Consider the following 12,396-nt stretch of genomic DNA (forward strand, 5'->3'; position numbering starts at 1 on the left):
GCTGGTGGGAGTCAGAGGAGCTGATCGTTGCTGGATGGCGACTGAGGCTGAGGGGACAAGGCGGCGCGACCCGACTGGGCTTCAGCCTGGAACGCCGCGTGCCCGGGCCAGATGCCTTCGAGGGTCCAAGTCGATCATGAAGACCGGCCGTCCAGGATCAACCATGCCTAAGTAGCTAAGTTAGTTAGCGAATTATCTGGTAGTGTAACTTCGTGACTAATGGAGCGATGTCAGCCGGGCAGAACTGGACGGCCGAGGACCCGATCCTGGAGGGCCTGCAGCTGATCGGGTTGCTGACCCGTCTGGTGGAACAGCGCCTGAGCCAGGCCCTAAGCATCAACTCCACCGATCTGTCGGCGATCGAACATCTGATCACCGACGGTCCGCTGACCGCCAAGGACCTGGCTGATCGGCTGCAGGTGTCGACGGCGGCGAGCACGCACATCGTCGACCGCCTGGAGCGGGCCGGTCATGTCACCAGGCAGCCACACGCCACCGACCGCCGCAAGGTTCTCGTCCTGCTCGCCGACACCTCAAAGGCCCGGCTCTTCGAGCTCCTCACCCCCCTGCTTGACGGGGTGGGCGAGCGCGTCGGCAAGCTCAGCGGCGCCGAACGGGAGGTCATCGAACACTTCCTGGCCGGTGTCGTCGAGATCTACACCGCCGCCGCGGAAGGCATGACCTCGCCCTGAACCCCCGCCGCCTCACCGCGGCACACGCCCGCCCGGTCGCGCCCAAGCGCGGACCGGTACTGAAGCATGCCCCTTTCCCCGTTCGGAGTTCTACGCATGTCCACGCATTCCCCCGCCCGCCGCTGGCTCGGTCTGATAGCCATCGCGCTGGGCGTCGCGCTGATCGTGGTGGACACCACGATCGTCAACGTGATCATCCCGCCGATCATCGAGGACCTGAAGGTCAACGCCACCCAGGCGCAGTGGATCCAGGAGTCCTACGCGATCGTCTTCGCCGCGCTGCTGCTGCTGACCGGCCGCTACTCCGACATCCTCGGCGCCAGGCGGGTCTTCCTGTCCGGCGTCGTCGTCTTCGGCACGACCAGCCTGCTGGCCGGGCTCGCGCCGGGAGGCGGCCTGCTCATCCTGGCCCGCTTCATGCAGGGCGCGGGGGCGGCGATGATCCTGCCGACCTCGCTGGCACTGCTGAACGCCACCTTCACCGGCAAGGCACGCGGCCAGGCCTTCGCCGTATGGGGCTCCACCATCGGCGCCGCCGCCGCGTTCGGCCCCGCCCTGGGTGGCTGGCTGTCGGAGCACGCCTCCTGGCGCTGGGCCTTCGGCATCAACATCCCGCTGTCGCTGCTGATCCTGGCCGGCGGCATGGTGTTCCTGGCCCGCTCGCCGCAAAAGCCCGCCCGCATCGACGCCGCCGGTGCGGCCTTGTCGATCCTCGGCCTCGGACTGCTCGCCTTCGCGCTGGTCGAAGGCCGCACCTACGGCTGGCTGGCCACCATCGAGCCGCTCGAGATTCTTGGGTTCACCTGGGGCGGCGGCCCCTCGCCCGTCCTGGTGGCGCTGGTGCTGTCCGCGCTGGCGCTGATCGGCTTCGTCCGCCGGCAGGCCGTCCTCACCAGGGGCGCCGACCCCGGCAAGGCGCTGATGGACGTCCGGCTGTTCTCCATCTCCTCCTTCCGCAACGGCAACATCGCCACCACGATCATCGGTCTCGGCGAGTACGGCATCATCGCGGTCCTGCCGCTGTGGCTGCAGTTCACCCTCGGCTACAGCGCGGTCCAGGCGGGCCTGTCCCTGCTGGCCGTGGCCGTGGGCAGCTTCGTGGCCAGCGGCGCCAGTTTCGGCCTGGCCGCCAAGGTCTCCGCTCTCGGCCTGGTCCGGATCGGGCTGGCGCTGGAGGCGGCGGGCCTGGTCGTGCTCGGGCTGATCGCCGCGACCGACAGCCCGTGGTGGACGATCGCGGGGGCCTTGTGCCTGTACGGCGTGGGCGTCGGGTTCGCCACCGCCCAGGTCACCAACGTCGTCCTGGCCGATGTGCCCGAGACGAGTTCAGGGCAGGGTTCCGGCGTGCAGAGCGCCTTCCGGCAGCTCGGCTCGGCACTCGGCATCGCCGTACTGTTCACGGTGTTCTTCACCGGGCTCGGCGCGAACCTGCAGGACACGCTGACGACGTCGGGCCTGCCCGTCGCGCAGTCCGAGCAGCTGGCGCGCACCGTCGCCGACAGCGCGGGCGCCGCGATCGCGCCGCTGGCCGCCGACCCGAACACCGCGGCCGTGGCCACGGCCGCGCGCGAGGCGATGACCGGCGGGCTGGCCCTCGGCGCCTATGTCGGAGCCGGCTTCCTGCTCCTGGCGCTGCTGGCCACCGCCGCGATCCCCGCCGCCAGGAACACCGGCCGCGACAGGCAACCAGCCCACCACTGACCGCCAGGCCGCTTGCACCCCCACTCCGAGGAGCACCCGATGCCCAGCCGTACCGTTGTCATCTCCGGAGCCAGCATCGCCGGGCCCGCCCTGGCCTTCTGGCTGCACCGCCACGGCATGCACCCGGTCGTCGTCGAACGATTCCCACACCTGCGGCCGGGAGGTCAGACCGTGGACATCCGCGGCGCCGGCCAGAACGTCACCCGGCTGATGGGCATCGAGGAGGAGATCCGCGCGGGCTCGACCGGCGAGGAAGGCATCCGGTTCCTGGACGCCGACGGCCGCACCAAAGCCGCGTTCTCCTCCGCCGCCTTCGGCGGCCGAGGGTTCGTCACCGAACTGGAGATCCTGCGCGGCGAGCTGTCCGCACTGCTGTACGAGCGCACCCGCCGGAACACCGAGTACATCTTTGGCGATGAGGTCAGCGAGGTGCACGAGGAGCCCGGCCACCTGCGTCTGGCCTTCAAGTCCGGCGCCGAGCGCAAGGCCGACCTGCTGGTGGCCGCCGACGGGATCCGCTCGCGAACCCGTGACCTGGTCTTCGGCGACACCACGCGCATCAGGTCGCGGGGACTCTACACCGCCTACTTCACCATTCCCCGCCATCCCTCCGACGGCAACTGGGCACGCTGGTACAACTTCCCCGGCGGCAAGAGCGTCACCCTGCGCCCCGACAACCTGGGCACCACCAGAGCGCTGATGTCCTTCCTGTCACCGCCCCACGGCTACGACCGCATGCCCGAGGAGGAGCAGAAGGAGCTCATGCGCCACACCTTCGCCGGACACGGCGGCCCGGTGCCCAGGACGCTCGGGGAGATGCGCGACTGCGACGACTTCTACCTGGAGGAAGTGGCCCAGGTCCACATGCCCCGATGGTCACGAGGACGGGTGGCGGCCGTCGGCGACGCCGCCTACTGCGCCTCGCCCCTCAGCGGCATGGGCACCAACCTCGCCCTGGTCGGCGCCTACATCCTGGCTGGGGAACTCGGCACGCACGACGACCACCGCGACGCCTTCGCCGCCTACGAGAAGGTGCTGCGCCCCTACGTCGCCCAGGCACAAGATCTGCCGCCCGGCACCCCGCGCCTGGCACTGCCCCGCACCCAGGCGGGCATCAACGTTCTGCACGCCGTCCTGCGCGCCGCCACCACACCTCCGGTCAGCAAGGTCGTGCGCCGCTTCCTCGTCCCCGCGGCCTACGACTTCGAACTGCCCGCCTACCCGACACGCTGACGTGGCTCTCCGCTCCGAACGTGTCCTCAGCCGCTGGACAGGGCCTGCTGCTTCTCCTGGATCTGCGGGGCAGGGTCTTGATCGCGCTGCGGAACCTTCGCCAGGGTGTCGGGATTAGACGGCGCCGGCGCGCTGGAAGCATGCGCTGAGCTCATGTTTAAGGCAACTGAAAGTGTCGGTTCCTAACGTTCTGCGCGGGCAGCTTCAACCGCAAGGAGTGACATGAGGTTAATCGCAGCTATCGCCGCCACGATGGTGCTCACCTCCTCCCCGGCCGCGGCCGAACCCGAGGAGAGCGACCGGGAGATCCCCCTGGCGCACATCGAATACACGACCGGTCTCACCGTGAGCTTCTCCGACAGCCAGCCCTCCAACGAAGTGGGGATGTCCCAGCTCGGGATCATCGGCCGCGCGCCGCTCATCGCCTGGGAGCGGAGCAACAGCTACCTGCAGACCTACCTGGAGATCACCCCGCCCGACGTGCCAGTGCCCCAGCGCCTCGTCGATGACCACGGCACCGACCTCCCCGCCGAGCTGCAGCGGCGGCGGATCACCGGCGAGCCGGTCACCGTACGCGGCCTGACCGCTCCGGCCGGCGCCGTGCTCTCCGCCTCGTGCACCGCCGAACACTGGGGCTGGCACCTCTGGCACGACAACGCCCAGGCCGGCCTGGCTCCCAAGTCGTACACCACCCTCGACTTCGGCGGTTTCAAGGAGCGTCGCGCGGAGAGCTTCATCTTCAACTGCCTGCCGGTGGGCTCGCCGAGTCACCTGTGGGCCCAGCACCGGCTGTACTACTGGAACGGCACCAGTTGGTGGAAGCATGCAGACGAGAAGGTCGGCCCTGGGCTTCAGGCGGAAGAGGTCAAGGGCAAGGTCAAGCGCCACCGCAAGGTCACCTATGACGACGGCTGGGGGTCCAGCCCTAACTGCCTCGGTGGGGCTTGCAAGTACACCCGTGAGGGACGTTTCACCAGCTGACGGGTGACTGGTCGCCTGCGGAAGGCTTAGCCGTACAATGCAGAAACCCCAGCCTGGCTGTGCCCGGCTGGGGTTTCTGCACTGTGCGCTGTCAGCGACCCGAACCCCGGACGCTCAGCCGCGCCCAGCAACAGGCCATCCACAGCGCCGCCGACTACCACCAGCCGCTCACCGAAGCCGAGGCCAGCCTGCTGCTGTCGGTCATCTGGTGCGGCCGCTCCCCGCAATACGCCGCCTTCCGCGAGCAGCACCTCGAGCTCGAACGCGAGCGGGGACCCGTTCGCCGAGCCGCCCTGGTGGCGTCACCCTACGCCTGCGCGAGCGGAACCTGGGCCTGCGCGGTCCCACTCAAAGCTTCAAGATCGAGTCATGCCGATTTTCCGCCAGTGCTAGGGACACGTTCGGGGAGGAGGAGGCCGGGAGCGCGGTGCCGGGGGCGGGGCGCGGGGCCGCGGCGCCAGCCGCTGGCCGGGCCCGCCGGCCGTGACGCAGGGACATCCCTGAGGGGATGACCCTGGCTTGTCCCTGACTTCGGCTCCCGGCCCTGCCGCCGGGCCGTACCGGGGCATAGCGTTGGGGCATGGGACGAATTCTGCTGATCGTGGCGGCCGTGGTGCTCGCCTTCTTCCTGCTCGGCTCGCTCCTGGGCTTCGTCTTCGGACTGCTCAAGTGGGCTCTGATCATCGGCCTGGTCGCCGTGGTGGTCATGTTCGCGGCCAAGTTGTTCCGCTCCTCCCGCGTCCGGGACTGACCGTCAGCCCGCGGGCTCCGGAGCCAGGAGACCGACCAGGTCGGCCGCGTCCAGCAGGTCCACCCGGTCGGTGTCCACGCTCCACGGATACAGCGCGTAGAGCTGGGAGCCCGCGGGCAGCTCCACATCCGCGTGGACGAGCGCGGCGAGATCCGCGCCGTCCACCGGACCCCGCCAGGGCCCGTCGTCCTCGCGCCGGAGCAGCCGGTCCGCGAAGCCGGCGACGTCCTCGCCGGCCCGGCGCGCGTAGCGGCGGACGGAGCCGTCGGGGCGGCGCGTCAGCACCTCCCCGGCCCGGGCGGCGGCGTGCCAGCATGCCACCTCCCACAGCGTGACCCGTTCGGCCAGCCCGTAGGCGTCCTCCATCGCGGATCCGAGGAGGGCGAGCCGCCGGTAGTTGCCGGCCACGTCGTGCCAGGAAGAGGTGCCGTTCTGGCGCAGATCCGTCCAGCGCATCGTGCGTGACCACAGGTCGGCCACCAGGGGGAGGTGGATCCTGGCGGAGCCGGTCAGATCGAACCGCTGCTCGACCGCCCGCGGGTCGAACAGGCCGGCGGGCCGGCTCATGAACCCGGCGAAGCCGCGTACGAGCCTGTCGAAGGGCACGCCGTCGAAGCTGAACACGATCGGCACCGCGTAGCGCCCGCCCAGGCCCCTCAGCTCCGTGACGTCGAGATCCACGAACTCCGAGGCGCCGAGCGGCTCCGGGGCCGAGGTGAGGTCGCCCGAGTGCACGGCGGCGGTCCGGCCCAGGCGCAGGTCCGTGTAGTCGCACAGGCCCACGAAGTTCCAGCGCGCGTCGTAGAGCGCCAGCGACAGGTCGAGGTCCACGCGCTCGTCCCCGGGCTCGGCCCAGTGCAGGAACAGCCGGAGCCGCTCGTCGCGGGGCAGCGGCTGCACGCTGCCGCGCGGCATCCGGACCAGGGCGGTGGAGTCCGAGCGCTCCGCCGTGGGAGCGATCAGGTCGGCCAGCCCCTCGTCCAGCAGCACCCGCCCGAGCGGGGGCAGTGCGGCGGCCCGGCGCAGCATCTCGGCGGTCAGCGCCGCGAGGACCGGCGTGATCTCGCCGGAGGGCAGCTCCGGCCGCTCGTCCGGCTGTGCCCAGGCGCGTGCGGTGTCGCCGCGCGGAAAGAACAGCCGCGTCCCGCCGGGGGGCGTCCGCAGGCCGCCGAGGGCGGCGATCAGCACCCCGGGGGCGACGCGTGGCGCGGCTGCGCCGACCGCCTCGGCGGCGCCCTTCTCGCCGGTGCCCAGGACCTGGCCGAGCCGCCGGACCAGCTCGCCCGGCCGGGCGGCGAGCAGGGGCAGCGCCGGCTCGCCCGCGCGCAGCGCCGCCTCGACCCGGCCGGCGAAGGTGTGCAGGCGTAGCCGCGCGCCCTCCACCCGCAGCACTTCGGGATACCCAGCTGCCCGCTCCAGCATCGCCTCGCCGAGCTCGCCGGTCAGCGGGGTGCCGCGCAGCACCGCGAAGGCCAGCGCCACCGTGGGGTGGCGGCGGTGGAACTCGTGCGGATGCAGCACCTCGGCCATGCGCTTCCACGCCTCGGCGTGCCGGTGCAGGTCCTCCACGACGGAGGGCAGGGCCAGGGCGTCCAGGCGGGCCAGCAGCGCCCGCCGTACCGGACGGGGGAGCGAGGCGCGGCGCGCGGGCCGGGTGCGCAGGCCGGGGTCGCCGCCCATGAGCGCGTACAGCAGGCGCAGCACGTCGGTGGCGGTGTCCACGTGCCGGTCGAGCAGATCCCGTACGGCCGCCGCGTCGAGCACGGGCAGCAGCGCGGCGAGCACGGCGGCGCGCGTCTCGCGGACCGGGATGCGCTCGGGCAGCCGCCCGGCGGCCTCCGGCCCGCCCGCGCGGACCAGCGTGACCACGTCGGCGCGGTCCTGCGGGGAGAGCGGGGTGCGGCGGTCGAGCAGGGTGTCCAGGATCTCCCCGGAGACCGCCAGGGGATCTTCGCAGAGGGAGAGCAGGACGAGGCGGTGGCCGGGGAGCGGGGCGTCCGTGGCGGCCGGGGCGGCGGAGGGGCGCAGGAACGGGTCGGCCGGGTCGATCCGGCGGTGGCAGATCGGGCAGCCCGCGAAGTCGGAGCCGTCCCAGCACGCGTGGCAGACCAGGTGCGCGCAGGGGGAGACCGCGTGCACGGCACCGGCCTTCCCGCACAGCACGCACGGCTGCTCGGGGTGCTGGAGCAGGACGGCGAACATCCGGCGGACGAAGAACTCCGCCGTGTCGGCGGGCACGCTCCCGGGAAACCCGCGGAACATCGGCACGTGTTCCACGTGACCGCCCAGCTCGGCCGGCGCGGCCTGCGCGAGTCTGCGCCCGGCCCGGGTCAGCTCGCCCGCGTCCAGCCGGCCCAGCGCGTCCCTGAGGCCGGGGGACAGCAGGAAGCCGTACTCCAGGAGCTGGGCCTCCAGCGCCTGGACGCCCTGCCGGAGCGTGGGGGAGGCGATCACGCGGGACTCCCCCCGCGGGGAGGACGGCTCCCGGGGCAGGACGGGTGTGTCCCCGGCGGCCAGCAGGCGGAGCGCCACGAGCCGGCGCCGGCGCAGCAGGATCTCGGCCAGCGGGTCCATCACGGTCTCCTGCCCGTCTCGGGAACGCGAAGAGGGGCGGAGAGCGGACGCGCTAGTTGTCTTTTGAAATAAGAGTGTCAGAAGGAAGCACGTCCAGGAGCCGCCCCTCGGGGGAAACCGTAGCGGTGTGGCATGGTTTTTGTCGCTTCCAACGCCATGAGCCCGTGATGTCCGGCGGGGTGACCGCCGGCGGTGCCGCCTCGTCAGACTCGCGACCGTCCCGTTTCGCATCCGTAGATCAAGGTAAGGTATGCCTATCCTAAAGCTGCGGTCATGGCGAACGGGAGGACAAGGTGTTCCAGGAGAGTCGGAAGCTCGCGGCGCTCGCCCTGCCCCTGGCCCTCACCCAGCTGGCCCAGGTCGCGCTGACGACCACCGACACGGTGATGATGGGTCTGCTCGGCACCGAGGCGCTCGCCGCGGGCGGCCTGGCGATCGTGCTGTTCAACCAGCTCAGGACCATGGGGGTCGGCCTGGTGACGGGCCTGGGCAACCAGGTGGCGGCGGCGTCCGCGCGCGGCGGCGAGCGGTCGGAGCTCCGTGACCTGGTGCGGGCGGGCATGGCGCTGGCCACGCTCGCCGGTGTGGCGGGCGCCCTGCTCATGGTGGGCCTGGGGCATCTGCTCGCCTGGCTCGGCCAGGACCCCCGGGTGATCGAGCTCGCCCGGCCGATGCTGCTGGCCCTCGCGCCCGGCCTGGTGCCCTGCCTGTGGTTCCAGGTGATCCGCCAGTTCACCGTCGGGATGCGGCGGCCCAAGGCGCTGGTGTGGATCACTGTGGTGTCCATCGCCGTGAACGCCGGCCTGAACTGGGTGCTCATCCACCCGTTCGGCCTCGCCGGGGTGGGCCTGGCGACCGCGCTGGTCTACCTGCTGTCCTTCCTGGCGCTCTACGCGATCACCCGGCGAGATCCCGTGCTCGCCCCGATGCTCGCGCTGGACGCCTGGCGCGTCCGCCCGGACCGCCTGCGCGGGCTGGCCCGCCTCGGCGTGCCGATCGCGGCGACCTACGGTTCGGAGGCCGGCTTCTTCTCGGTGGTCGCGCTGCTCATGGGCAGCTTCGGCGCCGCCGCGCTCGCCGCGCACACTGCGGTGAACCAGCTCGTCTACATCGTCTTCCAGGTGAGCGTCGGCCTGTCCCACGCCGCCTCGATCAGCGTCAGCGGCGAGGTCGCGGTCGCCGGGTACGGCTCCGCCGCGCGGGTCGGCCGGACCGCGCTCGTCCACGGCGCCCTGGTCGCGACCGTGGTCGCCGTCGTCTACCTCCTCCTGCCCGACGCGGTGCTGAGTCCCTTCCTCGACGCCGATCCCGCCGCGCTCGCGGTGGCCGCGGACCTGCTCGTGGTGGCCGCCGTGCTGCAGTACTTCGACAGCGCCCAGAACATCGGTGTCGGCCTGCTCCGCGGTCTCGACGACACCAGGTCCGGCTTCCGGATGACCTTGATCGGCTACTGGGCCGTCGGCCTGCCGGCCGCCTGGCTGCTCGGCCACGTCGCCGGAGCGGGGCCGGTCGGCGCCTGGGTGGGCCTGCTCGCCGGGCTGGCCGTCACCGCGTTCCTGCTGCTGGTCCGTTTCCGCCGGACCCTCGGCGAGCGCGGCGGCGAGGCCGTGCGCGGCGCGGCGCGCTGAGCGGCCGCCCGCGCCGGTCCGTGAAGGCGTGGCGCGCTGACCGGCCGCCCCGCCGGTCCGTGAAGGCGTGGCGCGCTGACCGGCCGCCCCGCCGGTCCGCGAAGGCGCGGCCCGCTGACCGGCCGCCCGCGCCGGTCCACTACGGTGCGGTCCGTGTCGAATCAGCGGACCGGTCCCGGGGGAGAGTCACCCGACAGCCGCCTTGCCTCCGTCCTGCGCTTCTCCACCGAGCTCGTCGCCTGGGTGGCCACGCCCTGGGCGCTGTGGTCCCTCTCCGTCCCCCTGGCCCTGCTGTCGGTCGTGGTGCTCATCGGCCTGCCGACCGTGTTCACCACCCCCGGCGACAAGGCCCACGGGATGATCCCCGTGCCCGGTGCGGTGACCGTCGTCCTGGTCCTCATGCAGCTGGCCGCGGCCGTGGTCTCCGCCTGGACGGCCTGGTCCGCCCCGGTCGCGATCGTGGTGAGCCTGCTCGCCGTGGCCTGTGTGGTCACCGAGATCCCGCGCTGGCGCTGGCTGGCCGTGCGGTGAGGCCCGCTCGGCGGGGCCCGGCCGAGCGGTGATATCCGCGCCGCGTCGGTCCCCCGCCGCGCCCTGCACGGCCGACCAGTTCCGAGGCGCGCCCGAACGGGCACTACCAGCGGCGGCGTTCCACCCCGAGCCCGAGTGCCCGGGCCACCTCGCCGACGTTGTGGAACTCCCCGTCGGGCAGGTCGCGCAGGCTCTCGACGATGGCGTCGGGGGCCATCTTCGCCTCGGCGTGTGCCATGAGCTCGTCGCGGTCCGACGGCCAGTGGGCGTCGCTCAGCCACTTCGCGATGGCGCTGCGGCGCTCGACCTCCACGGCGGTGATGCCCTCGGGGGTGCCGGGCTCGTGTCCCGGCGGATACCTCTTGGGGGTCGCCTCCTCATCGGGGTCCACGATCCCCTCGGGGTCCGCCCATTCCTCGGCGTGGGTGGGGCCGCTGCCGCGGATGACGCCTTGGGTCTCATGCTTCTGCTCATCATCGACGCGCGGGCCGTGCTTGGCGCTGCCGCGTTCAGCATTCATGTCCTGACCTCCCGAAACAGGGTCGTGAGGTGTCCCGTACCCACTACCGGAGTGCTCGCATCTCCCACTTATCTCCTGAATATCCCCTTTCATTAAGTGATTGTGTAAATCCCTAGAAAAGGGGCAAGTGGCCGGTACCGGATCCGTCTCGTCCGCTCCCCGTGGAGCGGAGCCGATCCCGATGACAGGGGGACAGGACGCCGATCTCCGCGGCCGCCTGCCCGCGTCCCGCGCGTGGCCGGCGCCGTAGGGCGGCCCGCTCCCGCGGGAACCCGCCGTACCACCGGCCCGGTCCCCGTCCGAAAGCTCTCAAGCCCGACTGCCCCGTCGTCCGAGGGCGACGGTTGCCGAGGAGGTAGCGATGGCGATCGCGACGATCAACCCCGCCACGGGGGAGACGCTGAAGACCTTCGAACCGCTGAGCGAACACGAGGTGGACGAGCGGCTCGTGCTCGCCGCCGCGGAGTTCGAGACCTACCGCGCCACCGACTTCAAGCAGCGGGCGGCCTGGATGCAGAGCGCCGCCGGCCTGCTGGAGTCCGAGCAGGAGCAGGTGGCCCGGCTGATGACCACCGAGATGGGCAAGACGCTGGTCTCGGCCCGTGCGGAGGTGGCCAAGTGCGTGAAGGGGATGCGCTACTACGCCGAGCACGCCGAGGAGTTCCTGGCCGACGAGCCGGCGGACGCCCCCGCGGTGGGAGCGCGCCGGGCGTACGCGCGCTACCAGCCGCTCGGGCCGGTGCTCGCGGTGATGCCGTGGAACTTCCCCCTCTGGCAGGCGGTCCGGTTCGCCGCCCCGGCGCTGATGGCCGGCAACGTGGGGCTGCTCAAGCACGCCTCGAACGTGCCGCAGACCGCGCTCTACCTGGGTGAGCTGTTCGCCCGGGCGGGCTTCCCGCACGGCTGCTTCCAGACCCTGCTGATCGGCTCCGGGCAGGTCGAGGCGGTCCTGCGGGACCAGCGGGTGGTGGCGGCCACGCTGACCGGGTCCGAGCCGGCCGGCCGGTCGGTCGCGTCGATCGCGGGCGGCGAGGTCAAGAAGACCGTCCTGGAGCTGGGCGGTTCGGACCCCTACATCGTGATGCCGTCCGCCGATCTCGACGGCGCCGTGGCCACCGCAGTCACCGCGCGGGTGCAGAACAACGGCCAGTCCTGCATCGCGGCCAAGCGGTTCATCGTGCACGCCGAGGTGTACGACGACTTCGCCGACCGGTTCGTGGCGCGGATGGAGGCGCTGCGGGTGGGGGACCCGGAGGAGGAGTCGACCGACGTGGGGCCGCTCGCCACCCGGCAGGGGCGCGACGACGTCGAGAAGATCGTGGCCGACGCGGCCGGGCGCGGCGCGCGGGTGCTGTGCGGAGGATGGAGCCCCGACCGGCCCGGCTGGTTCTACCAGCCGACCGTGGTCGCCGACATCACCCCGGAGATGCGGCTGTTCAGCGAGGAGGTGTTCGGCCCGGTCGCCTCGCTGTACCGGGTCGGCGACATCGACGAGGCGCTCGCATTGGCCAACATCACCTCCTTCGGGCTCGGCTCCAACGCCTGGACCACCGACGTGGTCGAGCAGGAGCGCTTCATCAGCGACCTGGAGGCAGGCATGGTCTTCATCAACGGCATGGTCGTCTCCTACCCCGAGCTGCCGTTCGGCGGCGTCAAGAACTCCGGGTACGGCCGGGAGCTGTCCGCGCACGGCATCCGCGAGTTCTGCAACCTCAAGACCGTCTGGATCGGCTGAGCCGGCGGCGGGGGCGGCCGCTCCGGCAGCCCGTGCCGGGTGCTTCAGGG

General features: G+C 71.8%; 10 protein-coding genes. 8 read left to right on the top strand and 2 right to left on the bottom strand.

The window, feature by feature from the left end; all coding sequences use genetic code 11:
• Positions 1-212 precede the first annotated feature (212 nt).
• From SROS_RS19000 to SROS_RS49675, 5 genes are all read left to right on the top strand, one after another.
• Positions 213-692, top strand: a complete 480-nt coding sequence (locus SROS_RS19000; protein ID WP_218919875.1) for a MarR family winged helix-turn-helix transcriptional regulator — start codon at positions 213-215, stop codon at positions 690-692.
• A 96-nt stretch (positions 693-788) separates the two neighbouring features.
• Positions 789-2,393, top strand: a complete 1,605-nt coding sequence (locus SROS_RS19005; RefSeq protein WP_012890576.1) for an MFS transporter — start codon at positions 789-791, stop codon at positions 2,391-2,393.
• A gap of 39 nt (positions 2,394-2,432) precedes the next feature.
• Positions 2,433-3,626 (top strand): FAD-dependent monooxygenase, encoded by a 1,194-nt coding sequence (locus SROS_RS19010; protein WP_012890577.1) that lies wholly within the window; start codon positions 2,433-2,435, stop codon positions 3,624-3,626.
• Positions 3,627-3,848: 222 nt separating this feature from the next.
• On the top strand, positions 3,849-4,607 hold the full coding sequence (locus tag SROS_RS19015; RefSeq protein ID WP_012890578.1) for a hypothetical protein: 759 nt from the start codon (positions 3,849-3,851) through the stop codon (positions 4,605-4,607).
• A gap of 580 nt (positions 4,608-5,187) precedes the next feature.
• Positions 5,188-5,358 (top strand): DUF4175 domain-containing protein, encoded by a 171-nt coding sequence (locus tag SROS_RS49675; protein ID WP_143121072.1) that lies wholly within the window; start codon positions 5,188-5,190, stop codon positions 5,356-5,358.
• A gap of 3 nt (positions 5,359-5,361) precedes the next feature.
• On the opposite strand, the gene SROS_RS19020 is transcribed toward SROS_RS49675, so the two are convergent.
• A complete protein-coding gene (locus SROS_RS19020) occupies positions 5,362-7,932 on the bottom strand; it encodes an MXAN_6230/SCO0854 family RING domain-containing protein (RefSeq protein ID WP_012890579.1) in 2,571 nt (856 codons plus the stop codon).
• A gap of 293 nt (positions 7,933-8,225) precedes the next feature.
• Here SROS_RS19020 and SROS_RS19025 point away from each other — a divergent pair, with 293 nt between their 5' ends.
• Together SROS_RS19025 and SROS_RS19030 are read left to right on the top strand one after the other, a co-directional pair.
• A complete protein-coding gene (locus SROS_RS19025) occupies positions 8,226-9,560 on the top strand; it encodes an MATE family efflux transporter (RefSeq protein ID WP_012890580.1) in 1,335 nt (444 codons plus the stop codon).
• 153 nt (positions 9,561-9,713) lie between these two features.
• Positions 9,714-10,091 carry a hypothetical protein gene (locus SROS_RS19030; protein ID WP_086012421.1) on the top strand — a complete coding sequence of 126 codons (378 nt, stop codon included), beginning with the start codon at positions 9,714-9,716 and terminating at the stop codon, positions 10,089-10,091.
• 103 nt (positions 10,092-10,194) lie between these two features.
• Here the strand turns inward: SROS_RS19030 and SROS_RS19035 are convergent, their stop codons facing one another.
• A complete protein-coding gene (locus SROS_RS19035) occupies positions 10,195-10,611 on the bottom strand; it encodes a DUF2795 domain-containing protein (RefSeq protein WP_012890582.1) in 417 nt (138 codons plus the stop codon).
• A 361-nt stretch (positions 10,612-10,972) separates the two neighbouring features.
• Here SROS_RS19035 and SROS_RS19040 point away from each other — a divergent pair, with 361 nt between their 5' ends.
• Complete coding sequence (locus SROS_RS19040; RefSeq protein WP_012890583.1) at positions 10,973-12,346, top strand: NADP-dependent succinic semialdehyde dehydrogenase; 1,374 nt, start codon at positions 10,973-10,975, stop codon at positions 12,344-12,346.
• Positions 12,347-12,396: the final 50 nt, after the last annotated feature.

The sequence above is a fragment of the Streptosporangium roseum DSM 43021 genome, from assembly GCF_000024865.1.
In the GTDB taxonomy this organism is placed as follows: domain Bacteria; phylum Actinomycetota; class Actinomycetes; order Streptosporangiales; family Streptosporangiaceae; genus Streptosporangium; species Streptosporangium roseum.